Source organism: Streptomyces sp. NBC_01352 (assembly GCF_036237295.1).
GTDB lineage: Bacteria > Actinomycetota > Actinomycetes > Streptomycetales > Streptomycetaceae > Streptomyces > Streptomyces plumbiresistens.
On the sequence record NZ_CP108354.1, the window covers coordinates 11,017,061 to 11,042,943 of the forward strand.

A 25,883-nucleotide genomic window follows, 5' to 3' on the forward strand; every position below is an offset into this window, starting at 1 on the left:
TTCGATGTCAACGAGGATGTTCCATGCGGCCCAAGGCGTCGTCGGCGGCCGTGAACGTGGCGCTTTCGACTCGCCCGACGAGCTGTGCCAGGAGCCGGACGTCCTTGCGTAGCAACGGGCCGGCGCGGCCCGCCAGCGCCGTCAGGGTGCCGCCCGCCGCGGCCACCCGTCCTAGCGCGAAGCTCGCGCCGCTGCCATGGCCGAGCACCTCCGCGAGCCGACCCGCGTCCAGGCCCAGCTCGTTCCCGAGCGCGAGCGTGTCGGCGGCCGTGGCCAAGTGGGCCGTGAACAGTGCGTTGTTGAGCAGTTTCGCCGTTTGTCCCGAACCCAGCGGACCGACATGGACCACCGGATCGCCGAAGGTCTCGAACACCGGGCGGCAGAGCGCGAACGTCGGATTCTGCCCGCCCACCATGACGAGGAGCCTGCCTGCCTCGGCGGCCGGTCCGCCGCCGCTGACCGGTGCGTCGATCACCTCGACACCGTGCGTACGCGCCTGTTCCGCCAGGCGGCGGCAGGTGTCGGGATGGACCGTGCTGTGCACCGCGATCACCCCGCCCTTGCGGAGTCCGGCCAGTACCCCGTGCTCGCCGAGGATCACGTGCTCCACGTCGGCGTCGTCGACGACGCACACGCACACCAGGTCGCAGTCGGCGGCGAGTTCGACGGGCGATGCGGCCCTTTTCGCCGGGGTGTCCGCGAACGGTGCGAGCGTCGCCGAGCGGCGCGCCCACAACGTCGTGGGATAACCGGCGTCGATGATGCGGCGGGCCATGGGGGCGCCCTGGCTGCCCAGACCGATGAATCCGACGTGCGTCACGATGGTTCCTGCCCTTCGTCGGGTGACTCTTGCGGTGTCTCGGCCCGGGGCGTATCGGGTGTCTTGGCGGGAGTCGCATGGGGTGTCTTGGCGCGTGGCCCATTCGGTGCCTCGCCCAGTGGCCCATCAGCTGCCTCCCCGGCTGTCGCCTCCGGCACCTGTGTGCCCGGCCGCCAGAAGGTCGCGAGCAGCCCCGCCGTCCCCGCCGCTCCGATCCCCGCCGCGAGCCCCCCGCCCGCCCAGCCGTCGATGTCGATCCCGGCCGCGGCGTCCAGCGACACGTCTCCGGGGCCGAGCATCGCCAGCGCCACGCAGGCCACGGCGAGTACGAGTACATACTCGTATCCGTCCTTGAACACGAAGAAGCCGTTGCGGCGGTGCGCGAGCAACCCGGCGACGAGCATCACCGACATCACGGCCGCGCCGGCCAGCGGCGTGAGCAACCCGAGCACGAGCAGGGCCCCTGCGCCCACCTCGGTGACCACGCTCAGCCAGGCCTGCAACCGCCCGTGCCGCAGCCCGAGCCCGGTGAACCAGCGGGCCGTCCCGGCGATCCTCCCGCCGCCCCGCCAGTGGTTGAGGCCATGGACGATCATCGTGACGCCGAGGACCACCCGCAGCAGCAGCACCGCTGTCGACTCGGCCCCGGTCATCGTCGTCCTTCTTCCGACTCGCGCAGCACCGCGCACTCCTCCGCGAACGACAACACCCGCAGGTGGTAGGCGCGAGCGGTGAGCCCAAGGCTCAAGTTGTGGCCCGCGCCCGCCTGTTCGTGCCGGCGGGCGCGAGGCGAACCGGTGAACAGGTCCGCGAGGCGGTCGAGTTCGGCGGGCCCCGAGCGCCACACCGTCTCGTGGTCACCGAGGCTCACCTGGACCGGCACCCCGACCAGGGCAGCCAGCTGAGGGAACTGGTCCACCCAGTGGCGCGCTTCCGCCTCGTAGAGCGGGGACGGTCCCGCAATCGCCGCGTCGTCGTACACCTCGGGGGCGTACAGCCGGCTGGGACCCCACAGCACCGCGCGCAACCCGCGCGGGCGCAGGGGCCGTCCGCCGGCGTCGCGCTCAGCCGTGTCGAGCGTGTCGACGGCGGACCGGTTGTGTTCGAGGCCGGTACCCGCGATCTCCAGGCCGATGAGGTCACGGCCGCGCTCGTCCGCTGCCATCCGCATGGCCAGTTCGCAGCCGGCCGAGTGCGCGAGCAGGAAGACTCCGGCGCCGCCGGGCCGATGCGCGAGGAGCGCCTCGAGGGCCGCGAAGCCCAGGTCCACGCGGCGCGCCGGATCGCGGACCTTCTCGGCGTACGCCTCCGAAGCTCCGTATCCGGGCCGGTCGAGCGCGATGACCGTGAACCCGAGCGCGGCGCCCAGGCGCAGCAAGGACAGGTCGGGACGGCCGGGACAGTCGAAGTACGTCGCGGTGGTGCCACCGCCGTGCAGGGCGAGCACCACGGCCCGCGGCCGGGGGACCTCGCACACCAGCGCCGACAGGGGGACGCCGTCGGCGTCGACGACGTCCCCGTGAGGCTGCGCGGGGGACTCGGTGTCGCAAGGGGTCACGTGTCCGTCCTCAACAGAAGTACGCCGCTGGGGGTGAGTCCACCCGAACTCACCACGGCCACCCGGGCGTTCGCGACCTGCCGCGCTCCGCCCTCGCCGCGCAGTTGGGTGACCGCCTCGTGGACGAGGCCCATGCCGTGGGTGCGGCCGTGCGAAAGCTGGCCGCCGTGTGTGTTGAGCGGCAGGATCCCGTCTCGGGCGATGTTCTTGCCGCCGTCGAGGAAGTCCTTCGCCTCGCCGATGCCGCAGAAGCCGAGAGCCTCGATCCAGGACAGGCAGTTGAAGGTGAAGCCGTCGTAGAGCAGCGCCACGTCCACGTCCTCCGGACGCAGATCCGTACGGGTCCACAGATGGGCCGCCTGCCCCAGGACCTGCGGCTCGTGGGTGGAGGTGGACTGGTCCCAGTCGAGGCGCTCGACGATCTGCGTACCGACCGCCTCGACGAGGACGGGCGGCCTGGGCAGCTCGCGGGCAGCGTCGACGGCGGAGACCACGACGGCGACCGCGCCGTCGCACGGCACGTCGCAATCGTAGAGACCGAAAGGGCTGGTGACGGGACGGGCCGTGAGGTAGTCGTCCATGGTCATCGGATCGCGGTAGACCGCCGCAGGGTTGAGCGCGGCGTTCGCGCGCTGGTTGAGGGCGATCCAGCCGAGCGTCTCCCGGGTCGTGCCGTAACGGTGCATATGGCGCTGGGCGTTCTGCGCCAGTAGGTGCGCGGCGGAGGTGGCGCCGAACGGCATCCGCCACGCGGCCGTTCCCTCCACCCTGGCGGGAAGCGCCGCCGTCAGACGGCCCTGGCGCACGAGTGCGCCGTGCGTGGCCTCCCACACCGTACGGAAGCACAGCACATGCCGGGCGAGCCCGCCCACCACCGCCAGCATCGCCGCGATCAGCGAACCGCCCGGGCCGAAGGTCTCACCACCGCCGTTGTGCCAGGTGGGGCGGATCCGCAGCGCTGATTCGAGGGCCGTGATCCCGCCCTCCCCGAAGCCGCCGAACGGTCCTGCGCCAGGGTAGGTGGCGAGCCCGTCGATGTCGTCGAGCGTCAACCCGGCGTCCGCGACCGCCTGTTCGCAGGCCTCGACGGTCAGGGCCAGCGGCGGCACCATGAGACGGCGCCCGATCCGCGAGGCACCGGCCCCGGTGAGCGCCGCCTGTTCCTCGAACTTGCGCGCAGTCCGGACCGGCGGCCGGATCAGCCGGGTGATCTCGGCGGGGCCTGTCTCGTCGGCGGGCAGTTCGGTGGGCTCGCCCTGCTCCGGGACAGGCCGGAACAGCGGCAGCCACACATCCTCGACCTGCTCGAAGACGACCTCCATCCGCATCCCGAGCGTCAGGTCCTGCGGATCGCACCGGATCGCGTTCGTGGTCAGCCGGACGCGCGGATCCTCCTCGATCGCCACCTGCGCCACGACGTACGGGGCGGGCAGGCCCGGCAGGCCGAAGCGCCAGTTGACGGTGAAGCCGACCAGCGTGCCGTACCCCGAGACCGCCGTGACGCGGGTGTCATGACTGCGGCAGTACGAGCACACGGGCTGCGGCGGATGGATGAGTGCGGCACACGCGCGGCACTTCTGGAAGCGCAGCCGTCCGTCCGCTCCGGACGTCCAGAAGAACGCGGAGTCGTCGGTGAGTGAGGGCAGTGGACGCACGCCCTCGCCGTTCTCCCCGGGCACGGGCCTCAACCGCCCAGTTTCGCACGGGACTTGCGTACGGTGACCGGCTCCGCGAGCCGTTGCTCGTCGCACGCCTTCTGCAGCCTGTCCAGGGTCTCGTCGAGCCCCGGACCGAGCCGCTCGCCCGGTGCGAAGGTGGCGGGCAGATGCCGCATCCCGTTGATGACCCCGATGGTCTCGTAGTGCACGGTGCCGTCCGGGTCGCATACGTAGTCGGGCATGCGGTCGAGCACGGCGAGCAGCATCCGCTTGAACACCGTCCGGGCCACGTTCGATCCGATGCAGCGGTGGATGCCGAGGCCGAAGCTGTTGTGCCGGTTGTGCTTGCGGGCCAGGTCGATGTGGTGCGGGTCGGGGAACTGGGCCGGGTCGCGGTTGGCCATCGACCAGGACAGCCACACCCGGTCGCCCTCCTTGAACTCGGTGCCCGCCAGCGCACAATCCTGCGAGACGGTGCGGCCGTCCCCGACCGCCGGTGTGTAGAAGCGCAGGAATTCCTCGGTCGCCGGGTCGAGCAGCGTCGCGCGCTCGGCGCTGAGCCGCTCGCGTTCCTTCGGGTTCTGTGACAGCCACTCCAGCGCGTGGGCGGTCAGTGCGGTCGTCGTGTCGAAGCCGCCGCCGATCAACAGGGCGACCACGCCGATGAGTTCCATCTCGTCGGGCTTCCTGCCGTTGATCTCCGCCTTCACCAGGGCGTCGATCAGGCCCGGTCGCGGCTGCTCGCGTACGGACGCGATCTGCTGCGCGATGTCCCGCATCATCGCCATGTGCAGTTCGATGACCCGCGGCATGTCCGGGGAGTCGGGCGGCGTGTAGACGCCGGCGTGGGCGGGCTCGTTGTAGATGGTCCAGTGTTTGAGCGGAATGCCCAGCATGGCGAGCGTGAGCACCGCCGGCACGACGTTGGCCAGGTCGTCGATCAGGTCGATTCGGCCCTGCTCGATGTGCTCGTCCAGGCAGGCGCGCACCACCTCGTCGAGGAAGGGGATCCAGCGCTGGACGGCGGCGGGGGAGAGGTACGGGTTGAGGGCCTGGCGGTAGTGGCGCTGCTCGGGCGGGTCCATCTCCAGGAAGCCGCCGCGAAACCCCCGGGCACGTGTCGGGGCGGGAATGCTGATCCCCTGGTAGCCGGTGCCGTCGCCCGTGACGTCATGGTCGTTGGAGAGATGCTCGGCCGCCCGTGCGATCTCGAACAGTTCGTTGTTGCCGCTGACCACCCAGTGCCCGCCGTGGGTGTCGGACCAGGCCACCGGACAGCGGCTCTGCATCTCCTCGGTGATCGCCTCGAACCGCTCGCGGTAGCCCGGGGCGTGGCGGTCGAAGGCGTAGACGGGCTGCTTCCGTTCCTCGCGTTCCCCGCTCATCGGTCCCCCCATACCGTGATGGCGCGCTCGGGGCAGGAGTGCGCGGCCTCGCTCGCCGTCTCCTCCTGGTCGGCCGGTACGTCCTCGTGGACGGCCGACGAGTGGCCGTCCACCTCGTCGAGCCGGAATACCTCGGGCGCGACCATGGCGCACAGGGTGTGGCCCTGGCAGCGCTCGGGATCCACGCGCACCTTCACGGCCTCTCTCCTTTCGTACGGGTACATGGGTGTCGTACGGGTGCGGGGCGGGCCACGGGTCAGCGGCGCCAGTCGTGCCACTTGAGGTAGCCGCCGGCGTCCACGCGCAGCTGCGTGCCGGTGATGTACCGGGCCTCGTCGGAGGCGAGGAACAGCACCGCGTTGCTGATGTCGAGCGGCTCCACGTACGGGACGGGCATCGCCTGCTGCACCGCGAAGGAGGGCTCGGCGTCCGCCCGCGTGGGGTTCTCCAGATCCGGGCGGAACGAGCGGTACATGGGCTCGCTCTGCAGCATCGGAGTGTCGCAGTTCGTCGGGTGGACCACATTGGCCCGCTGCTTCAAGGGGGCCAGGTTGCGGGCGAGTTCGTGGATGTACTCCGACAGCGCCCGCTTGGCGAACGCATAGCCGGCGCCGCCCGGATTCGATCCCGGCTCGGCGACGATGCCGTGGTCCATCAGGGCCGCGGTCGAGCCGGTGGCGATGACGGAGGCGCCCTCGCGCAGCTGGGGCAGGGCGGCCTGGATGGCGTTGATCGTGCCGATGAGGTCGACGTCGACGGCGTCGCACCAGGCCTGGAGCTTCGGCTCCCCGCGCAGCGGCGCGATACCGGCCTGGGCGACCACGATGTCGAGTCCGCCCAGCTCGGCCACCCCGCGCTGCACGGCCTCGCGCATCTCGGCCATGCTGCGCACGTCCGACTGGAGCGCGACGACCCGGCGGCCCTGCGCCTCGACCAGGCGCACGGTCTCCTTGAGGTCGTCGGGCGTGGCCATCTTGTAGCCGACGGTCTCGTAGTCGCGGCACAGGTCCACGGCGATGATGTCGGCGCCCTCTTCGGCGAGCCGCACGGCGTGGTTGCGGCCCTGGCCGCGGGCCGCTCCGGTGATGAACGCGACCTTGCCCTCAACACGTCCCATGAGCGGTGTCCCCTTGGTGTCGTAGTGACTGCTTGCTGTGAGTCGTACGGATGGCCACCTCCAACAGGCCCAGATCGGTGCCGAGTCCGGCCGCTACCTCTCGTACGACCGTGATGTCCTTCTCGAGGAAGGAGCGCACCGAGTCGGTGAACGCCGCCACCGAACCCCTGGCGGCCGCCGCCCTGGCCACGCGGCTCTCGGCGCTTGCGTGCGGCAGGGCGGTGAGCAGTGCCGTCTCGTCCAACCCGAGCGCCGCCGCGAGCCGTACGGTCTCGCCGAGCAGGCCCAACTGGGCGGCGAACAGAGCGTTGTTGAGCAGCTTCACGCGCTGTCCCGAGCCGAGCGGCCCCACGTGCAGCACCGGATCCGCGTACGCCCCCAGCGCGGGCAGTACGTGGCGTACGGCGCCGTCCGCGCCGCCGGAGAAGAGCGTGAGGCGTCCTGCCGCGATGTCGTGCGGGCCGCCGCTCACGGGGGCGTCCACCACCCTGGCACCTTGGGCGGCGATCGCCTCGACCGTGGCGGGGCTGCCGGTGGTGTGCACGACGACGACCGCGTCCGGCGCCAGGGCGTCGAGCAGGGGCGTCGCGAGGCATACTTCGCGGACCTGATCGTCGCTGAACACGCACACCAGGACCGCTTCGGAGTTCTCGGCGACCTCTCGGATGCCGCTTTCGGGGCGGATTCCAGGTGCGGCCCGGGCGATGCGGCTTCGCGCCGCGGGCGTGCGCCCCAGTGCCCTCACCTCGTGCCCGGCCGCCGTGAGCCGCTGCACCATCGGCAGCCCCATGCGTCCGGCGCCGATGAATCCCAGGCGCACAAGAATCTCCCTTCCGGTAGCAAGAATCGTAATCTCGCGGCTTGTGGACGCGGAACCCCTCGGTCATCGGATTCTTCACCGGGCTGTGCGGTTGGGTTGTTTCCGGATGATCGGAGTCATTGCTGCCGACCACAGAGAATCGTATTCTCGCAACGAGGAAGCATTCGTACCGCCCGAGGGTCGACGCCCACGACACACCAAGGAGTACCGCGTGCACGCAGCAACTCGACGCAAGGTGGCGGTCGTTACGGGCGCCGCCTCGGGGATCGGCCTGGCCGTCGCCCAGCGCCTCGCCCGCGACGGGGCCGCCGTGGCCCTGCTCGACCTCGACGCCGAGGCGGTCGAAGCCGCCGCGGCCAAGGTGCGCGCCGACGGTGGAACGGCGCTCGCGGTACGGGTGGACGTAGCCGTCCGTGCAAGCATCGACGCCGCGTACGCGCAGGTCCGCGAAGAGCTCGGCCCGATCGCGATCCTCGTCAACTCGGCCGGGATCGACGGCTTCAAGCGGTTCCTGAACATCACCGCCCAGCAGTGGGAACGGATCCTCGCAGTCAACCTCACCGGCACCTTCCACTGCTGCCAGGCAGCGGTTCCCGACATGCTCGACGCCGGCTGGGGCCGGATCGTGAACATCTCCTCCTCCAGCGCTCAGGGAGGCCAGCCGCTCATGACCCACTACGTGGCGTCGAAGGCCGGCGTCATCGGCTTCACCAAGGCCCTCGCACTCGAACTCGGCCCCGAGGGCATCACCGTCAACACCATCCCGCCCGGCTTCATCGACACCCCGATGTCGCGGCGCAGCGAGGAGAAGGGGCTGCTCGGCGACACCATCGAGAACCACGCGGCCCGCACCCCGGTGCGGCGTGCGGGTCTGCCCGAGGACATCGCGGCGGCCTGCGCGTATCTGGTGAGCGAGGAGGCGGGGTACGTCACCGGTCAGGTCATCGGCGTCAACGGCGGGCGGAACACCTGATATGGGTGCCTCCGCGCGCCAGCGGGCGACGGTCCGTCATGACCACTGGATCGGCGGAAAACCGAGCGAACCCGCCCGCGGCAGCTACCTGCCGACGCTCCGGCCGGCCACCCGCGAGCCGGGTGACGAGGTCGCGGCCGGCGGCCCCGACGACGTGGACCGCGCCGTGGTCGCAGCCCGCGCCGCGTACCGCGCGTGGGCCGCCCTGCCCGCAGCCGACCGCTCCTCGGCCCTGCACCGCGTCGCGGACGCGATCGCGGCACACACCGGCGAGCTGACCGCCCTGGAACGGGCCTGCACGGGCAAGACGGACGCTCAACTGCGCCTGGAGACCGAGATGTCGGCGGCGTACTTCCGCTACTACGCGGGCGCTCTGCACGCCCACCACGGCCGGACCATCGATCAGGGCGCGGGCGCCCTCACGTACACCCGGCTCGAACCGTACGGCGTCGTCGCGGTCATCACTCCCTGGAACCTGCCGCTCAACCAGGCCTGCCGCGCGCTCGCCCCGGCCCTCGCGGCGGGCAACGCCGTGGTGGTCAAACCGTCGGAGCTGACGTCGGCCTCGACGGTGTGCCTGGCGCGGATCGCGAGCGAGGCGGGCCTGCCCGACGGGCTGCTCAACGTGGTGACGGGGACAGGCCGCGAGGTGGGCACCCCGCTGGCGTTGCACCCCGAGGTGCGCCGCGTCGCGTTCACCGGGTCCGTGCCCACCGGTCGGCGTCTGGCGACCGTGGCTGCCGACCGCCTGATCCCGCTCACCCTCGAACTCGGCGGCAAGTCACCGCTGGTGGTCTTCGCCGACGCCGACCTGGAGCGCGCGGCTGCCGCCGCCGTGAATGCCGTCGCCGCGAACGCCGGACAGGTGTGTTCGGCCACGAAGCGGCTGCTCGTCGAGTCCTCCGTACACGACCCCTTCGTACGCGAGGTCGCCGCACGGCTCGAAGGCCTCGAACCGGCGAGGGACTTCGGCCCGATCAACACCGAGGCCCAGTACGCCGAGGTCCTCGACCACTTCGACCGCGCCCGCGAGGCAGGCTGCCGTCCGCTGACAGGCGGCGGAGCGTACGAGGACGGGGCGCCCGCCGGCGGTCTGTACATCCGGCCGACCCTCTACGCCCACGTGCCCCGCGATCTGCCGCTCGCCCGCGAAGAGATCTTCGGACCGGTCCTCGCCACCATGCCGTTCACCGACGAGGCCCACGCACTGGCTCTGGCCGACGACACCGCGTACGGGCTGGTCGCCTCCATATGGAGCGGCGACACCGCCCGCGGACTGCGCCTCGCTGAGCGGATCCAGGCGGGCCAAGTCACCGTAAACGGCTGCCCGTTGACCATCGAGACCCCCTTCGGCGGCTACAAGCAGAGCGGTTACGGCCGGGAGAAGGGCCTCGAAGCGCTGCACGAGTACGCGCAGGTCAAGACGGTCAGCCTCGCGCTGGGCAGCTCATGAACCGAACCGTCACCGACCCGGGAGTCCCCATGCCACAGGCCGACCCGCCCACGCCTCCGCCACAGACGGCCCCGCTTCTGGAGGCCGCCCGAGCGTTGCGCCGGGCCATGCTCGGCGACGCGTACGTCGATGCCAACGCGGCCCCCGCGGGCACCGTCGCCGCGGATTTCCAGGACTACATCACCACCGTCGCCTGGGGCGCATGGGCCAGAGGCGGTGCGCTGAGCCCGCGCGACCGCAGCCTGCTGGTGCTCGCCATGACGGCCGCCATGGGGCGCATGGAGGAGTTCCGTCTGCACGCCTCCGTACGGGAACGGACCGGTGTCACGGACGAGGAGCTGGACGAACTGCTCTTCCAGATCGCGGGCTATTGCGGGGCGCCCGCAGGACTGGCGGCACGGCGTGCCCTCAAAGACGTACGGGACGCACGGGACGGGCGAGAGGGGCCTGGGGCATGAGCACGGTCGGGTTCATCGGGCTCGGCAACATGGGCGGCGCCCTCGCCGCCAACCTGGTGCAACGCGGCCACGGCGTCCTGGCGTACGACACCGCCGGAGCCGGCGGACTGCCGTCCGGTGCGGCGATGACGTCCGGTGTCGCGGAGGTGGCCCGCCGCTGCGACGTGATGGTGCTCAGCCTCCCCGACGGGGCGGCCTGCGAGAAGGTCGCCCGTGAGATCGCGACGGCCGCCGGGCGGCGCGCCACCCACGTCGTCGACACCTCCACCATCGGCGTCGTGGCCGCCCGCAGCGTCGCCGACCTGCTCGCCGAGGCCGGTGTCGGTTATGTGGACGCGCCGGTCTCGGGCGGCGTGGCGGGGGCCCGCGCCCGCACCCTCATGGTCATGTACGCGGGCGGCGACGAGGCGTGCGCCCGTGTGGAGCCGGTCCTGGTCGGCCTGAGCGACCGGCGCCGACGGGTGGGGGACCGCCCGGGGCTGGCGCAGGCCCTGAAACTCGCGAACAACTTCCTCTCCGCGACCGCCCTGTGTGCGACCAGCGAGGCGGTCGCCTTCGCCTGCGCGGTGGGACTCGACATGGCCACGGTCCTCGACGTCCTCAACACGTCGAGCGGTCGGTCGGCGGCCACCTCCGACAAGTTCCCGCACCACGTGCTGACCGGGCGCTATGCCTCCGGGTTCGCCAACACGCTGATGGCGAAGGACGTGGCGCTCTACCTGGAGGCCGTCGCCGAGCAACGTGACGGGAGTGCGGGGCAGGTCGGCCCGGTCACCGGCCAGGTGTGGGACGACTTCGCGACCGCCGAGCCGGGCGCCGACTTCACCCGGATCTATCCGTACACCGCACGGGCTCATCAGGAAGCTCTCCACGACAGTGCGGAGGAATCCTCATGACGACATCCGCAGCAGACGGCCCGCTCACCGGCGTGCGCGTCCTCGAACTCGGCAGCTTCGTCGCAGGACCCTTCGCCGGGCAGCTCCTCGCGGACCACGGCGCCGAAGTCATCAAGATCGAGGCCCCCGGCGCCGGTGACCCCATGCGCCGCTGGGGAGTCCTGCTGGACGGCCGCAGCATCTGGTGGTCGGCGCTCGCCCGCAACAAGCGCCTGGTCGCCCTCGACTTGAGACGCCCCGAAGGCCGGGAGGCGGCCCGCCGAATCGCTCTCACCTGCGATGTGGTCCTGGAGAACTTCACGCCCGGCCGGATGGAGGAATGGGGCCTGGGATACGAGGAGTTGAGCCGGGAACGTCCCGCCCTGGTCATGACCCGGGTCTCCGGATTCGGCCAGACCGGCCCGCGCGCGGGCGACCCCGGCTTCGGCAGTATCGGCGAGGCGATGGGCGGACTGCGTGAGCTGACCGGATCGCCCGATCGCCCGCCGGCGCGTGCCGCGCTGTCGATGGGCGACCAGCTCTCCGGGATGTTCGCCGCGTTCGGCACGCTCGCCGCGCTGCGGCAGGCCGAGCGCGACGGAAGGGGGCAGGTGGTTGATGTCGCCCTGTACGAGGCGGTGTTCGCGCTGTCGGAGTCACTGGTCGCCGACTACGAACTGACCGGCCAGGTCCGTACCCGATCCGGCGGTACGCTCCCGGGCTCGGCCCCGTCCAACGCGTACCCCACGGCGGACGGCCGCCTGATGATCGTGGCGGCCAACGCCGACCCCATCTTCGTACGCCTGGCCAAAGCCATGGAACGGCCCGAACTCGCCGACGACGAGCGCTACTGCACGCATGTGGCACGAGGCGCGCACATGGCCGAGCTCGACGAGCTGATCGGCGCGTGGACCGGCACCCTCGACCATGCCGACCTGGACGAGCTGCTCACAACGGCCGCCGTACCGCACGGCCTGGTCTACCGGGCTCCCGACATGCTCGCCGATCCCCAGTACCTGGCTCGGGAGATGATCCAGCGCGTCCACGACACGGACCTCGGCCGTGAGGTGGCGATGGCCGGTGTGGTGCCGCGCCTGACCCGGACGCCGGGCCGGATCCGGTGGGCGGGCGCGCAGGTGGGCGCCCACACCCGGGAGGTCCTGGCCGAAGTGGGTTACGGGCAAGAGGAGTTGGCTGCCTGGGCGCAGGCGGGTGTGGTCTCCGGGCCGGGCTGTGAGTGACGGACCAGAGGTGATCGCGAAAAAATGAGAATGACATTCTCTTCAATCGATAGCTCTGTTATCGTCAGCCTGTCGGAACGACGAGCGTGAGGACGGAACCCCATGCCGCACTTCCCCAAGCCCGAGGCGGGCAGCTGGACCGAGCACTTCAAGATCGGCACCGAGCCGCTCTCGTTCGAGGACTCGATCTCGCCGGAGTTCTACGAGCAGGAGCGTGAGGCGATCTTCAAGAAGACCTGGCTGAACGTCGGCCGGGTCGAGCAGCTGCCGAAGAAGGGCAGCTACTTCACCAAGGAGCTGGACGCCGCCGGCGCCTCGGTCATCATCGTGCGCGGCACGGACGAGAAGATCCGCGCGTTCCACAACGTCTGCCGCCACCGCGGCAACAAGCTGGTGTGGAACGACTTCCCGCGCGAGGAGACCAGCGGCACCTGCCGTCAGTTCACCTGCAAGTACCACGCCTGGCGCTACGGCCTCGACGGCAAGCTGGCCTTCGTGCAGCAGGAAGGCGAGTTCTTCGACCTCGACAAGGGTGACTACGGACTCGTCGGCGTCCAGTGCGAGGTGTGGGAGGGCTTCGTCTTCGTCAACCTCGACCCGGAGAACACCACCGAACTGCGGGACTTCCTCGGCAAGTTCGGGTCCGGCATCGAGGGCTACCCGTTCGACAGGCTGACCCAGGTGCACAAGTACCGTGCCGAGATCGGCTCCAACTGGAAGCTGTTCATCGACGCGTTCGCCGAGTTCTATCACGCGCCGATCCTGCACGGCGGCCAGTACATGGCCGAGGAGCGCGCCAAGATCCAGAAGTACGGCTACGAGGCCCTCGCGTACGACATCGACGGCCCGCACAGCATGGTCTCCTCCTGGGGAGGCATCGCGCCGCCGCTGGACCGCAAGATGGTCAAGCCCATCGAAGCGGCGCTGCGCAGCGGTCTGTTCGGGCCCTGGGACGCACCGGACATCGGCGTGGCCACCGAGGACCTGCCGGCCGCGGTCAACCCGACCCGCGACAAGCGCTGGGGCATGGACTCCTTCGTCTTCTTCCCCAACTTCATGCTGCTGATCTGGCGCCCCAATTGGGTCCTCACGTACCACTACTGGCCGACCTCGTACAACACGCACATCTTCGAGGGCACCGCCTACTTCGTACCGCCGAAGAACGCCTTCGAGCGGCTGCAGCAGGAGCTGGCCGTCGTCTCCTTCAAGGAGTACGGGCTGCAGGACGGCAACACCCTCGAAGCGACCCAGACGATGCTGCAGTCCCGGGCGGCCCTCGACTTCCCGCTCAACGACCAGGAAGTACTCCTACGGCATCTGCACCACACGGCGATGCGGTACGTGAACGATCACGAGGCGAGCACGGCCGACGCGTCCTGACAGCAGCCGACGACCCCCGGGAGACACCGACCATGGCGCAGACCTTCCCGCCCGAATTCGCCGCGCTCGAGCCCTTCGCCGACTGGGCGATCCCGACCGAGCGCGCCCGTTACGCCAAGCGCATCGCCTCCACCATGGAGGAGCTCGACGCCTTCTACAGCGTGGCGTTCCCGCTCCTGCGGGACGGCACGGCCTACCTGGAGCAGGTCGACATGACCGAGCCGGAGAACCTCTCCGAGCAGGACAAGCGCCTGCTGTGGGCGTTCTGCGCGCTGGTGACCGTCGCCTTCCCCGTGGAGGCCTGGCGCCAGCCGAGGGTTCCCGACTCGGGCGCCTCCAGCATCGACGCCGTCCTCGAACCGGCGGTGTAGGCATGGACCGGCCCCGCACTCCGTCGCCTCCCGTGCTCCTCCGCGCCGCCCGGCTGCTCGACATGGAGAAGGGGGAGTACGTCACCGGGGGTTCGGTCCTCGTCGAGGGTGAACGGATCACCGCGATCGGCCCCGACTCCCTGCCGGAGAACCCGGTCGTACGCGACCTCGGTGATGTCACCTTGCTGCCAGGTCTGATGGACATGGAGGTGGACCTGGTCCTGGGCGGGGCCGACCACCGCAGCCCGCTCATCCCGGTCCAGGAGGACCCGGCCGTACGGACCCTGCGCGCCGCGGCCAACGCCCGCCGGACCCTGCGCTCCGGATTCACCACCGTCCGCAACCTCGGACTGTTCGTGCAGACCGGCGGCATCCTTCTCGACGTGGCCCTGAAGAAGGCCATCGACCTGGGGTGGGTGGAAGGCCCGCGGATCGTGCCCGCCGGCCATGCGATCACACCGACCGGCGGCCACCTCGACCCCACCATGTTCCAGGCGCTCGCTCCGCACGTCATGCCGCTCACTGTCGAGGAGGGCATCGCCAACGGCGTCGACGAGGTCCGCAAGGCCGTCCGCTACCAGCTCAAGTACGGCGCCCGCGTCATCAAGGTCTGCGCTTCCAACGGCGTGATGTCGCACACCGGACCGGCCGGCGCCCAGCAGTACTCCGACGAGGAACTGCGCGCCATCGTGGACGAGGCCCACCGCGCCGGCGTCAAGGTCGCCGCCCACTGCATGGGTGACCGGGCCATCCGCGCCGCCCTGGACGCGGGCATCGACTGCATCGAGCACGGCTTCCTCGCGAGCGACGAGACCTTGGATTTGATGGCGGAGCGGGGCACGTTCCTCGTCGCCACCACCTGCCTGACCGAAGCTATGGACCTGACGCACGCCGCCCCCGAACTGCAGGCCAAGGCCGCCGAGGTCTTTCCGCTCGCCCGGGCCACCACCTCGCGCGCCATCGCCCGAGGGGTGCGCGTGGCCCTGGGCACCGACGCTCCCGCCATCCCGCACGGCCGCGGATCGAAGGAGTTGATCGCCCTGGTGGACCGGGGGATGACGCCGCTCCAGGCGCTACGGGCGGCCACGGTCGTCGCCGCCGATCTCATCGACGCCGAGGACCGCGGACGGCTCGAACCCGGGCTGCTCGCCGACATCGTGGCTGTCGCGGGTGACCCGCTCTCCGACATCGCAGTGACTGGTGACGTCCGGTTCGTGATGAAAGGCGGGCAGGTGTACCGGGACTGATGCGCCGCCCCGGGACCACCCCTGCGAACACAACCCGGACAAAGAGAGAACCTAGTTTCTGCACACTGTGGGCGAGCGTACTGGTAAGGGAGAGGCGCGATCTCGCCCGTGCGCTAGGCTTGGGCCATGACCACGAGCGATCCGGCGCCGGAGCCCTTTTCCACCGAGACCACCGCCAGCTGGCGTGAGCTGGCCGTCGCGCGGTCCGTCGATCCCGCGCGGGTGCGGGCCGAGAAGCGCGTGCAGCGCTTTCTCGACGCGGCCCTCGAACTGCTGAGCGGCGAGTCCGGCAAGGACTTCACCGTGCAGGAAGTGGTCAAGAAGTCCGGCCAGTCACTGCGGAGTTTCTACCAGTACTTCGCCGGTAAGCACGAGCTGTTGCTCGCCCTGTTCGAGGAGTCGGTGTCCTCCACCACGGTCCGGCTGCGCGACGCGCTCGAGGAGATCGCCGATCCGCTGGAGCGTCTGCACCGCTTCACCGTCGATTACTACCGGCTGTGCCGGCCGACCGCTGCGGCCCCCAAGGAGCGCATGGCGGCAACACTCGGCATGGCGGAGTTTGCCCAGCAGTTGATGACCGAGCACCCCAAGGAGGCGGCGCGCGCCTTCGGGCCCATCAACGCCCTCCTCGTCGAACTGCTCGAGGCGACGGCCGCCTCCGGTGCCGTGCGCCAGGATCTGGACCTCCGCCGCGTCGCGGGGACGGTGCTGCAGGCGACCATGTTCAGCTCCTTCGCCGTGACCATCGGCGGCCTGCACGCCGGGGACGACACAGCCGCGGAGGCCGAGGAGCTGTGGGAGCTGCTGTTCGGCGGGCTCACGGCCGAGGGCCGCAGCGCGGTGAAGGCGCCGACCAAGGCCATGGCGAAGAGCGCAACGCCTGCGAAGCGGGCGCCCGCGGCCAAGAAGGCCCCGGCGAAGAAGACGACCACGACCAGGAAGACCGCCGCGAAGAAGGCACCGGCCAAGCAGCCGACGACCGCGCGCACGACCAAGCGCGCTGCCGACTGACCTCCGTACCGCCTCAGCGCATCACATCAGCCCTGCGCGTACGCACCAGCGTCCGCGCGGGGCTTTCGCGTTGCCGGCGGCATGTACCAGGGCCGCCATGGCCGCAGCAGGATGAGATTGTCATTGTCATGTGTGAAAACGTCCTTCTCAAGACTGTCCGGTGTTGGTAACTTCCCTACCGGGTAACGCCGATGAAGGGAGCCGTGCCGGCAGTGACGGACGATGAGACGGACTTCGAGGCAGTGGACTTCTTCCGCGACGAGAGCGTCGTCGCGGACCCGTACCCCTATCTCGACGGACTCCGCGCGCGCTGTCCGGTGCAGCGCGAGAATCACCACGACGTGGTCATGGTGACCGGCTACGACGAGGCCGTACGGATCTACAACGACACCGAGGCGTTCTCCGCGTGCAACGCGGTGAGTGGGCCGTTCCCCGGATTTCCGGTGCCGCTCGAGGGCGACGACGTCAGCGGGCTCATCGAGGCGCACCGCGACGAGCTGCCGATGAGCGACCAGCTGCCGACTCTCGACCCGCCGGTGCACACCGACCACCGGGCGCTCCTGATGCGGCTGATCACGCCGAAGCGGCTGAAGGAGAACGAGGAGGCCATGTGGCGCCTCGCCGACGGCCTGCTCGACGATTTCCTGGAGGGCGAGGGCGTTGCAGTCCCGGGTGAGTTCGTCAACGGGTTCGCCGGTCCCTTCACCTTTCTCGTCATCGCCGATCTGCTCGGCGTACCGGAAGGCGACCGGGCGGAGATCGCCGCCCTGCTGAGACACGGTCCGGCGGACGGCGGCGGTATCGGCAGTACCGGCGAGGACACCCTCGACCGCAACCCGCTGGGGCACCTGTACGAGCGCGTCGCACGCTACATCGAGGACCGGCGCCGTGTGCCGCGCGAGGACGTCCTCACCGGCCTGGCCACCGCCACCTTCCCGGACGGCAGGCTGCCCGAGGTCGCGGACGTCGTGCGGGTCGCCGCGAACCTGTTCGCGGCCGGTCAGGAGACCACGGTGCGCCTGCTCGGCTCCGCACTCAGGCTCATCGCCGAACAGTCACAGCTGCAGGCTCAGTTGAGGGAGCACCGCGACCGGGTACCGCTATTCGTCGAGGAGGTGCTGCGCACCGAGAGCCCGGTGAAGGGCGACTTCCGGCTCACCCGCGTACCCGTCACCGTCGGCGGTGTCGATCTGCCCGCGGGCACCACGGTGATGCTCCTCAACAGCGCAGCGAACCGCGACCCACGCCAGTTCGACGACCCCGCTGCGTTCGATCCCGCGCGCCCCGGGGTCCGCCGCCACATCGCCTTCGGGCGCGGACCGCACACCTGCCCGGGAGCACCGCTGGCCCGCGCGGAAGCCCGGGTGGCCATCGAACGGCTCCTCGACCGCACCACCGACATCCGCCTCTCCGAGGACCACCACGGCCCCGAGGGCGCGCGCCGCTTCCACTACGTACCGACCTTCATGTTGCGCGGACTGACCAGGCTGTTCCTGGAGTTCACGCTCTCGCCTCCGCAGGAGGCCGCGTGAAGGCGAGCGTCGACGACGAGCGCTGCCGGGGCCACGGCATCTGTGAGCTCGCCTGCCCGGAGGTGTTCACCCTCACCGATGACGGCTATGCCGAGGCGCGTGAGGGCGAGCTGCCGGCCGGGACGGAGGCGGGCGTGAAGACGGCGGCCGGGTCCTGCCCCGAGCGCGCCATCACGGTGACCTGACCCCCTGCCACTGGGCCATCCGCAACGTCCGCACATTCCGCCGTAGGAAGAGAGGTCCCGTATGCCCAAGGGCTATGTCATCGTCACCGAGGCCATCAAGGACCAGGCCAAAATGGATGCCTACGGTCGCGCGGCGGCGCCGTCCATGGCCGAGGCGGGCGCACACGTCCTCGCGGTCGACGCGAGCCCGCAGGTCCTGGAGGGCCAGTGGCACGAAGGGCGCACCGTCCTCGTGGAGTTCCCTTCCGTGGAAGCTGCCCAGGCCTGGTACGAGTCCGCCGCGTATGCCGAGGCGAAGGTGCTGCGGTTGGCCGCGGCCGACTGCAACGCCGTATTGCTCGCGGGGTTCGAGATGCCACCGCGCCAGGGCTGACCCTGCCGCATCGCCCTGCCCTCGCGCATGGTCCCCGGGCAGGGCGATGGCGCGCCGCGCTCAGGGGCGGCGGCGCAGCACCTGTTCCGCGGCCTCCCAGTGCTCGTCCGCCACCCACAGCTCGGCGAACGCGTCCACGGCCTCCTGCGCGGAGACGCCGCGGACCACGCGCTTGATGCTCGCCGCAGGACGATTGGCCACCGACGCCGCCAACTGACGCCAGCCGTCGGCGAATTCGGCTCGCGGCAGCACCAAGTCGACGAGCCCCAGCCGCTCGGCCTCGCCCGCGTCCAGAATCCGCCCCGCCCCGGCCAGCAGCAGCGCTCGTCCCGGCCCGACGAGCGTCGCCAGCCGTTCCGCGCCGCCCCACGCCGGCATGATCTCCAGGCTGACCTGGTTGAACCCGATCCGTATGTTCTCCGCGGCCACCCGGATGTCGGCCGCCACCGCGATCTCGGCGCCGCCGCCCAGGGCGTGCCCGTTGAGCGCGGCGATCACCGGCGCGGGGAAGTCCGCGATCCGATCGCAGACGCCGCGCATCCGCCGGGCCATCTCGGCGGCGTCCTCATGAGTGCGCAGGGCCGCGAGCTCCTTGAGGTCGCCGCCGGAGACGAACGCGCGGTCTCCCGCCCCTGTGATGACCAGCGCCCGCGCCCCTTGTGCCGCATCCAGGGTCTTCTCCAACCCGCCCATGGTGTCCAGGGAGATGGCGTTGCGGGCGTGCGGGCGGTTGATGGTGACGACCGCGACCGCGCCGTACAGCTCCAGCTCGACCGTCGCGACCGCGCCGTCCAGCTCGACCATGCGGAACCTCCGTACCTGTGGCGTCGAGGATATTGGCATTCTCAGTAAGCGGAAATAGCATATCCGGCGCCGGGGCGGGTCGGTCCAGGGGGAAGATCCGACCGCCCGGGCCACGCGGGCGGCGCCCTGCCCGCACTCCCGCACCGCCCGCCCATCGTGACCCGGCCCGAGATCCGGCCGCCAAGTCGTCAAGGGAGCGTTTGCCATGCCTGCCACGGTGCCGTCAGAGCTGTCGTACACCTTCCGTGAGATCCCGCCGGAGCTGGTCGCCCGCTACGAGGCGGAGGGCTGGTGGACCCGCGACACCATCGGCGACCTCCTGAGCCGAGGGCTCGCCTTCGCTCCCGACGTCGCCCTCCGCGTGCATTCGCAAGTCCGGCCGTACGAGGGCACGTTCGCCGAAGTCGAGCGCATCGCACGGAGGTTGGCGGCGGGGCTGCGCGCTCGCGGAGTCGTCCCCGGCGACCGGATCGTGCTGCAGCTGCCGAACTGGATGGAGGCCGCGGCCGTCTTCTGGGCCTCCGCGTTCCTGGGTGCTGTCGTGGTCCCCGTCGTCCACTTCTACGGGCGCAAGGAACTGAGCTACATCCTCGGCGCCACCCGCCCCAAGGTCTTCGTGACCGCCGAGAAGTTCGGCCATCTGAGCTTCGACCCGGAGGTCTGCACGGACGTGCCCGTCGTGGGTGTGGTGGGGCGTGACTTCGACGATCTGCTGGCCGGCGAACCCCTGACGGGCACCGCCGCCGTGGACCCGGACGTGCCCGCACTGATCGCCTTCACCTCGGGAACCACCCGTGATCCCAAGGGAGTGGTACACAGCCACCGCACGCTCGGCTTCGAGACGCGACAGCTGGCCGACCTGTATCCGGCCGACCGCGGCGACCAGCTGACCGCCGCACCCCTCGGGCACTTCATCGGCATGATCAACGCGCTGCTCATCCAGGTGCTCGACGGAATGCCGGTCAACCTGACCGACGTCTGGGACCCGGGGCAGGCGCTGCGCCTGATCCGTGAGGAAGGGCTCGCGGTCGGAGGGGGAGCCGCGTACTACATGTCGAGCCTGCTCGACCACCCGGACTTCACCGCCGCCGACGCCGCCCGCCTGCCGTACGCGGGCCTTGGCGGCGCCGCGGTCCCCTCGCCCGTCACCATGCGCCTGGAGGCCCTCGGCATCACGGTGTTCCGCTCGTACGGATCCACCGAACACCCCTCGGCCACCGCCACCCGGGTCAGCGCGCCGGCCGCCAAGCGCCTGCACACGGACGGCGATCCGATGCCGGGTGTGGAGGTGCGCCTGGCCGACGACGGGGAGATCCTCAGCCGCGGCCCCGACCTCTGCCTCGGGTACACCGACCCGGAGTTGACGGCGGCCGTGTTCGACGCGGAGGGCTGGTACCACACCGGCGACATCGGCGTGATCGATGACGACGGCTACCTCACCATCGTCGACCGCAAGGCGGACGTCATCATCCGCGGCGGCGAGAACATCAGCGCCGTCGAGGTCGAGGAAGTGCTCCTCGGCCTCGCGGCCGTCGCCGAAACGGCCGTCGTCGCCGCGCCCGACGCACGCCTGGGCGAGCACGCCGCCGCGTTCGTGCGCCTGCGCCCGGGCCATGCGCTCCCTTCGCTCGACGAGGTGCGCGCTCACCTCCAACGTGCCGGACTGGCACGACAGAAGTGGCCCGAGGAACTGCACGCCGTCGAGGACTTCCCGCGCACAGCGAGCGGCAAGGTCAAGAAGTTCGTGCTCCGCGGCGAACTCTCGGCGAAGGCGCGCGAGGACATTGCGGCGGAAGGTTGATGAGAATAGCATTCTCGCAATCAGTGAAGGAGGATCTCATGCCCTCGCGCGAGCTGCCGTATCCGCTCTTCGACGCGGACAACCACCTCTACGAGACCGAGGAGGCCCTCACCAAGTACCTGCCGGAGCAGTACGCGGGGGCGATCCGGTACGTCCAGGTCGACGGCCGGACGAAGATCGCCGTCCGGGGTCGGATCAGCGAGTACATCCCCAACCCCACCTTCGAGGTCGTCGCGCGGCCCGGTGCCATGGAGGAGTACTTCAAGGTCGGCAACCCCACCGGCAAGACCCGCAGGGAGATATTCGGCGAACCCATGCGCGCGATCCCGGCCTTCCGTGAACCCGGCCCGCGCCTGGAGCTGATGGACGAACTCGGCATCCAGCGCAGCCTGATGTTCCCGACCCTCGCGAGCCTGATCGAGGAGCGGATGAAGGACGACCCGGAGCTGATCCACACGGTCATCCACGCGCTCAACCAGTGGCTGCACGAGACCTGGTCCTTCAACTACGAGGACCGCATCTTCACCGTCCCGGTCATCACCCTCCCGTTCGTCGACAAGGCGATCGAGGAGCTGGAATGGGTGGTGGAGCGAGGTGCCCGGGCCATCCTGGTCCGTCCCGCGCCCGTGCCCGGCCCCGGCGGCATCACCCGCTCGTTCGCCCTGCCGGAGTTCGACCCGTTCTGGGAGCGGGTGGTCCACCACGACCTGCTCGTCACCCTGCACTCCTCCGACAGCGGCTACTCGGACTACGCCAATGACTGGGAAGGCAACCAGCGGGAGTTCCTGCCCTTCAAGCCCAACGCCTTCCGGCAGGTCAACGAGTGGCGGCCGATCGAGGACGCCGTCTCGTCCCTGATCTGCCACGGCGCGCTGAGCCGCTTCCCGGCGCTCAAGGTCGCCGTCATCGAGAACGGCGCGTCCTGGGTCGAGCCGCTGCTCGACCGCCTGGCCGACGTGTACAAGAAGATGCCGCACGAGTTCCAGGAGAACCCGGTCGACGTCTTCAAGCGCCACATCCACATCAGCCCCTTCTGGGAGGAGGACATGGCCGCGCTCGGCGACCTCATCGGCATCGAGCGGGTCCTGTTCGGTTCCGACTACCCGCACCCGGAGGGCCTCGCCGACCCGGTGACGTACGTCGACCACCTGGCGAAGCTGAGCGACGAGGACAAGGCCAAGGTCATGGGCGGCAACCTGGCCCGCCTGCTCGGCGTATGAACACCGCGGGCGCGGCGGGATGGGCGAGTTGGGGAACCATCCCGCGGATGGCGCTCAGCGCCGCCGAACGCTTCGGTGACGCCGAGGCCGTCGTGGACGGCTCCACGCGCCTGACCTTCACCGAACTCGCCGAGCGCATCCGCAGGGCCGCCGGGGCGTATGCCTCGGCGGGCATCGGCAAGGGCGACCGCGTGGCCGTCTGGGCGCCCAACTCGGCCGCGTGGATCGTGGCCGCGCTCGGCGCGGTCACCGCGGGCGGCATCCTGGTGCCGGTCAACACCCGGCTGCAGGAGCAGGAGGCCGCCGACATCATCGGGCGCAGCGGCGCAAAGCTCGTTCTTGTCCAACGGGGCTTCCTCGGGCGCGAGTTCACCGCACCGGACGGCATCCCGGTGATCGACCTCCGCTCGGACTTCCTGGCGAGCGGATCGCCGTACGACCGCGCATCCCGTCCCGATGACATCGCCGACGTCATCTACACCTCGGGCACCACGGGCCGCCCCAAGGGCGTGCTGATGACGCACCGGCAGACGCTGCGCCTGTACGAGGAGTGGTGCCACCTCGCCGATCTGCGCGAGGGCGACCGGTATCTGGCCGTCAACCCGTTCTTCCACACGTTCGGCTACAAGGCCGGCATCATCGCCTCGCTGATCCGCGGCGCCACGATCCTCCCCGTGCCGGTCTTCGACATGGACCGGGTGGTGGAGCTGGTCCAGCGGGAGAAGATCACGATGCTGCCCGGGCCGCCGACCCTCTACCACTCGCTCCTCGAAGCGGCCTGCAAAGGCAACGACTTGTCCTCGCTGCGGGCCGCCGTGACGGGAGCCGCCGACATTCCCGTGCAGCTCATCCGGCGCGTGCGTACGCAGCTGCCCTTCCGGTCGATCATGACCGGGTACGGGCTGACCGAGGCCGGTACCGTCACCGCCTCACGCCCCGGCGACTCCTTCGAGTCCATCGCCACCACCGTCGGCTCCCCGTGCGACGGCGTCGAAGTGCGCATCGCCGAGGACGGCGAGGTCCTGGTGCGCGGCTACAGCGTCATGCAGGGCTACCTCGACGACCCGGCGGCCACCGCCGAGGCCGTCGACGCCGACGGCTGGCTGCACACCGGCGACCTCGGCACGCTCGACGCGGACGGACGGCTGCGGATCGTCGGCCGCAAGAAGGACATGTTCATCGTCGGCGGATTCAACGCCTACCCGGCCGAGATCGAGGGCTTCCTCCTCGAGCATCCCGCGGTCGCGCAGGCCGCTGTCATCGGGGTGCCGGACGAGCGCCTCGGCCAGGTGGGCAAGGCGTTCGTCGTCACGCGTTCCCCCGTATCGCAGGAGGACCTGCTCGCCTGGAGCCGGGGGCGGATGGCCGGGTACAAGGTGCCCAGATCCGTGGAGTTCCGGACCGAGCTGCCGTTGAACGGGACCGGGAAGGTCATGAAGGACCAGCTGCACATCGCCAAGGGAGGACCGCAGTGACGACACACGTGGTCGGGACGACCGGGCGCGGCAATGCCTGCGCCGACCTCGCCGCACTCGACGACCAGATCATCGCGCTGCTCGCCCGGCGCCGCGAGCTCGCCCAGGGACTGCCCATGCCCCCGGGCCCGCGCGCCGTCGACCCCGGCTACACCGGCGCCGTACGCGACACGACCCTGCGCTATGTCGACGGGCTCGGCAGCGGAGGCGAACTCGTGGCCCGGTCCGTGCTCGTGCTCTGCCATCCGGGCGGCGAGCGGGACTGATGGACTTCGAACTCGGCGAACAGCAACGGGACATCCAGGCGGCCGTACGCGATCTGGCCCGCACCTTCGCTCCCGACTACTGGGCCGATCGCGACGAACGCGGCGAATTTCCCTGGGAGTTCTACGATGCCTTCGCGAAGGCCGGCTGGCTCGGCATCGCCGTCCCCGAGGAGTACGGGGGCGGCGGACTCGGCGTCCTGGAGGCCTCACTGCTCCTGGAGGAGGTCGCGGCATCGGGCGCCGGTATGAACGGCTGCTCCACCATGCACCTGACCATCTTCGGCCTCAACGTCCTGGCCAGGCACGGCAGCGAGGCACTCCGCCGTGCCGTACTGCCGCACGCGGCCACGGGCGAACTGCATGTGTGCTTCGGCGTCACGGAACCCGACGCGGGCACCGACACCACCCGCATCTCCACCTTCGCGCGCCGCGAAGGCGACCACTACATCGTCCACGGCCGCAAGGTATGGATCACCAAGGCGGGCGACTCGCAGAAGATGGTGCTGCTCGCCCGTACGACCCCACGCGATGAGGTGGCCAAGCCCACCCACGGCCTGTCGGTGTTCCTCGCGGACGTCGACCGCAACGCCATGGAGATCCGGCCCATCCCGAAGATGGGCCGCAACGCCGTGGCGTCGAACGAGATCGTGATCGACGGTCTGAAGGTGCCGGTCAGCGCCCGGATCGGCGAGGAAGGGCAGGGATTCAAGTATCTCCTTGACGGCCTCAACCCCGAACGGATCCTCCTCGCCCACGAGGCCCTGGGCCTCGGCCGGGCCGCCCTCGACGCGGCGACCCGCTACGCGAGCGAACGGATCGTCTTCGAGCGGCCGATCGGCCAGAACCAGGGCATCGCCTTCCCGCTGGCCGAGGCCCTGACCCGCCTCGACGCGGCCCGGCTCATGGCCCGCAACGCCGCCTGGCACTACGACCGAGGCCTGGACTGCGGACGCGAGGCCAACATGGCCAAGTTCCTGTGCGCGGACGCCGGCTTCCAGGCCGCGGACCGTGCCGTGCAGACGCTGGGCGGCATGGGATACGCCCGCGAATACCACGTCGAGCGCTACTTCCGGGAGGCCCGGCTGCTTCGCCTCGCGCCCGTGAGCCAGGAGATGGTGCTCAACTACGTGTCCCAGCACGTGATGGGGCTGCCCCGGTCGTACTGAGGGTCAGGCCCAGACTCGCATCTGTCGCCGGTGCCCATCTGCCACCGGTGTCAATCCCGGGGTAATCGACCACGGAGTCGGTCCCGGCCACCGTGGTGTCATGGCCTCCTACCCAACCCGCCCCGCCGACCTCCTGGCCGCCCTGCCGTTCGCGGGCGGACTGGGAATCGACCTCACCGAGGCGACCGCCGAGCACGCGAGCGGCACCCTGTCCTGGTCCTCCGACCTGTGCACGGCCGGCGCGACGCTCCACGGCGGTGTGCTGATGACTCTCGCGGACACGGTCGGCGCCGTGTGCGCCTACCTGAATCTGCCGCCAGTGGCCCGCCCTCTGCACATCGGGCGATCCCTCATCGTCGTGCAGACCGATGTGTTCGAGGTGCGAGAACGGGTGCTGGTGGGCCAGACCACGCAGACTCAGACGGTGCGCACGCGCTGACGCCCGGGCGACGTTCACCTCTTTCTTGCGAGGAGGCCCCGGCGTTCACGCCGGGGAGGAATTGCATCCGGGGGGCGCGACGCGGAGCGTCGCCGCATCCGGTTCAGGGCGCGGAGCGCCCGTACCGCTGCCGACATCACCGAGGTGATGCGAACGCGTGTGCCTGTGATCGCTGGTCGGGGTGGCGGCTGCGAGATGGGGGTGCGTTTGTGCGCCTGTCGTACGTATGGTCCTTCGGAAGGTTCGGGACGGCAC

The 25,883-nt window shown here is 70.4% G+C and carries 27 protein-coding genes; 18 read left to right on the top strand and 9 right to left on the bottom strand.

Going from position 1 to position 25,883, the window contains the following annotated elements; genetic code table 11:
* Positions 1-7: 7 nt before the first annotated feature.
* From OG252_RS50735 to OG252_RS50770, 8 genes are read right to left on the bottom strand one after another with little or no spacing between them, the layout of a single operon-like run.
* A complete protein-coding gene (locus OG252_RS50735; protein ID WP_266447622.1) occupies positions 8-820 on the bottom strand; it encodes an NAD(P)-dependent oxidoreductase in 813 nt (270 codons plus the stop codon).
* Positions 817-1,473 carry a DoxX family protein gene (locus OG252_RS50740; protein WP_266447625.1) on the bottom strand — a complete coding sequence of 219 codons (657 nt, stop codon included), beginning with the start codon at positions 1,471-1,473 and terminating at the stop codon, positions 817-819. The genes OG252_RS50735 and OG252_RS50740 overlap by 4 nt, the downstream gene beginning before the upstream one ends.
* On the bottom strand, positions 1,470-2,378 hold the full coding sequence (locus tag OG252_RS50745; RefSeq protein ID WP_266447626.1) for an alpha/beta hydrolase: 909 nt from the start codon (positions 2,376-2,378) through the stop codon (positions 1,470-1,472). Before OG252_RS50745 ends, OG252_RS50740 begins: the two co-directional genes overlap by 4 nt.
* Positions 2,375-4,057, bottom strand: a complete 1,683-nt coding sequence (locus tag OG252_RS50750) for a thiolase C-terminal domain-containing protein (protein WP_266449047.1) — start codon at positions 4,055-4,057, stop codon at positions 2,375-2,377. The genes OG252_RS50745 and OG252_RS50750 overlap by 4 nt, the downstream gene beginning before the upstream one ends.
* 5 nt (positions 4,058-4,062) lie before the next feature.
* Positions 4,063-5,421: a cytochrome P450 gene (locus OG252_RS50755; protein WP_266447628.1), complete on the bottom strand. Its 1,359-nt coding sequence runs from the start codon at positions 5,419-5,421 to the stop codon at positions 4,063-4,065.
* Positions 5,418-5,618 carry a ferredoxin gene (locus tag OG252_RS50760; protein WP_329344941.1) on the bottom strand — a complete coding sequence of 67 codons (201 nt, stop codon included), beginning with the start codon at positions 5,616-5,618 and terminating at the stop codon, positions 5,418-5,420. Before OG252_RS50760 ends, OG252_RS50755 begins: the two co-directional genes overlap by 4 nt.
* Positions 5,619-5,677: 59 nt before the next feature.
* Entirely contained in the window at positions 5,678-6,538 is an 861-nt protein-coding gene (locus OG252_RS50765) for a mycofactocin-coupled SDR family oxidoreductase (protein ID WP_329344942.1), read from the bottom strand.
* On the bottom strand, positions 6,525-7,358 hold the full coding sequence (locus OG252_RS50770) for an NAD(P)-dependent oxidoreductase (protein ID WP_266447637.1): 834 nt from the start codon (positions 7,356-7,358) through the stop codon (positions 6,525-6,527). The genes OG252_RS50765 and OG252_RS50770 overlap by 14 nt, the downstream gene beginning before the upstream one ends.
* Positions 7,359-7,569: 211 nt before the next feature.
* On the opposite strand from OG252_RS50770, the gene OG252_RS50775 reads away from it, so the two are divergent.
* The 12 genes from OG252_RS50775 to OG252_RS50830 all read left to right on the top strand — a co-directional run bounded on the left by OG252_RS50775 (position 7,570) and on the right by OG252_RS50830 (position 18,457).
* Positions 7,570-8,331, top strand: a complete 762-nt coding sequence (locus tag OG252_RS50775; RefSeq protein ID WP_266447640.1) for an SDR family NAD(P)-dependent oxidoreductase — start codon at positions 7,570-7,572, stop codon at positions 8,329-8,331.
* A 1-nt stretch (position 8,332) separates the two neighbouring features.
* The gene (locus OG252_RS50780; protein ID WP_329344943.1) at positions 8,333-9,784 is read left to right on the top strand and encodes an aldehyde dehydrogenase family protein; all 1,452 of its coding nucleotides are present in this window, start codon (positions 8,333-8,335) and stop codon (positions 9,782-9,784) included.
* 29 nt (positions 9,785-9,813) lie between these two features.
* Positions 9,814-10,242, top strand: a complete 429-nt coding sequence (locus OG252_RS50785; protein WP_266447645.1) for a carboxymuconolactone decarboxylase family protein — start codon at positions 9,814-9,816, stop codon at positions 10,240-10,242.
* Complete coding sequence (locus tag OG252_RS50790) at positions 10,239-11,138, top strand: NAD(P)-dependent oxidoreductase (protein ID WP_266447648.1); 900 nt, start codon at positions 10,239-10,241, stop codon at positions 11,136-11,138. Before OG252_RS50785 ends, OG252_RS50790 begins: the two co-directional genes overlap by 4 nt.
* Positions 11,135-12,358: a CaiB/BaiF CoA transferase family protein gene (locus tag OG252_RS50795; RefSeq protein ID WP_266447651.1), complete on the top strand. Its 1,224-nt coding sequence runs from the start codon at positions 11,135-11,137 to the stop codon at positions 12,356-12,358. Before OG252_RS50790 ends, OG252_RS50795 begins: the two co-directional genes overlap by 4 nt.
* Positions 12,359-12,460: 102 nt before the next feature.
* A complete protein-coding gene (locus OG252_RS50800; RefSeq protein WP_266447654.1) occupies positions 12,461-13,738 on the top strand; it encodes an aromatic ring-hydroxylating oxygenase subunit alpha in 1,278 nt (425 codons plus the stop codon).
* Between the two features lie 32 nt (positions 13,739-13,770).
* The gene (locus OG252_RS50805; protein WP_266447659.1) at positions 13,771-14,109 is read left to right on the top strand and encodes a hypothetical protein; all 339 of its coding nucleotides are present in this window, start codon (positions 13,771-13,773) and stop codon (positions 14,107-14,109) included.
* A gap of 2 nt (positions 14,110-14,111) precedes the next feature.
* Entirely contained in the window at positions 14,112-15,356 is a 1,245-nt protein-coding gene (locus OG252_RS50810) for a metal-dependent hydrolase family protein (protein WP_266447662.1), read from the top strand.
* Positions 15,357-15,482: 126 nt separating this feature from the next.
* The gene (locus tag OG252_RS50815; protein ID WP_329344944.1) at positions 15,483-16,367 is read left to right on the top strand and encodes a TetR/AcrR family transcriptional regulator; all 885 of its coding nucleotides are present in this window, start codon (positions 15,483-15,485) and stop codon (positions 16,365-16,367) included.
* 212 nt (positions 16,368-16,579) lie between these two features.
* Positions 16,580-17,899 (top strand): cytochrome P450, encoded by a 1,320-nt coding sequence (locus tag OG252_RS50820; RefSeq protein WP_266447667.1) that lies wholly within the window; start codon positions 16,580-16,582, stop codon positions 17,897-17,899.
* On the top strand, positions 17,896-18,084 hold the full coding sequence (locus OG252_RS50825) for a ferredoxin (RefSeq protein ID WP_266447669.1): 189 nt from the start codon (positions 17,896-17,898) through the stop codon (positions 18,082-18,084). Before OG252_RS50820 ends, OG252_RS50825 begins: the two co-directional genes overlap by 4 nt.
* 61 nt (positions 18,085-18,145) lie before the next feature.
* Positions 18,146-18,457, top strand: a complete 312-nt coding sequence (locus OG252_RS50830; RefSeq protein WP_266447677.1) for a DUF1330 domain-containing protein — start codon at positions 18,146-18,148, stop codon at positions 18,455-18,457.
* Positions 18,458-18,517: 60 nt separating this feature from the next.
* On the opposite strand, the gene OG252_RS50835 is transcribed toward OG252_RS50830, so the two are convergent.
* A complete protein-coding gene (locus tag OG252_RS50835; RefSeq protein ID WP_266447682.1) occupies positions 18,518-19,261 on the bottom strand; it encodes an enoyl-CoA hydratase/isomerase family protein in 744 nt (247 codons plus the stop codon).
* Between the two features lie 205 nt (positions 19,262-19,466).
* On the opposite strand from OG252_RS50835, the gene OG252_RS50840 reads away from it, so the two are divergent.
* The 6 genes from OG252_RS50840 (at position 19,467) to OG252_RS50865 (ending at position 25,628) form a co-directional block, all read left to right on the top strand.
* Positions 19,467-21,062: an AMP-binding protein gene (locus OG252_RS50840; protein ID WP_266447685.1), complete on the top strand. Its 1,596-nt coding sequence runs from the start codon at positions 19,467-19,469 to the stop codon at positions 21,060-21,062.
* 38 nt (positions 21,063-21,100) lie between these two features.
* The gene (locus OG252_RS50845; protein ID WP_266447688.1) at positions 21,101-22,282 is read left to right on the top strand and encodes an amidohydrolase family protein; all 1,182 of its coding nucleotides are present in this window, start codon (positions 21,101-21,103) and stop codon (positions 22,280-22,282) included.
* Complete coding sequence (locus tag OG252_RS50850; RefSeq protein WP_323186195.1) at positions 22,279-23,757, top strand: FadD3 family acyl-CoA ligase; 1,479 nt, start codon at positions 22,279-22,281, stop codon at positions 23,755-23,757. Before OG252_RS50845 ends, OG252_RS50850 begins: the two co-directional genes overlap by 4 nt.
* Positions 23,754-24,023: a chorismate mutase gene (locus OG252_RS50855; protein ID WP_266447691.1), complete on the top strand. Its 270-nt coding sequence runs from the start codon at positions 23,754-23,756 to the stop codon at positions 24,021-24,023. Before OG252_RS50850 ends, OG252_RS50855 begins: the two co-directional genes overlap by 4 nt.
* Positions 24,023-25,189: an acyl-CoA dehydrogenase family protein gene (locus OG252_RS50860; RefSeq protein ID WP_266447694.1), complete on the top strand. Its 1,167-nt coding sequence runs from the start codon at positions 24,023-24,025 to the stop codon at positions 25,187-25,189. Before OG252_RS50855 ends, OG252_RS50860 begins: the two co-directional genes overlap by 1 nt.
* Before the next feature lie 100 nt (positions 25,190-25,289).
* Positions 25,290-25,628, top strand: a complete 339-nt coding sequence (locus OG252_RS50865; protein WP_266447697.1) for a PaaI family thioesterase — start codon at positions 25,290-25,292, stop codon at positions 25,626-25,628.
* Positions 25,629-25,883 lie beyond the last annotated feature (255 nt).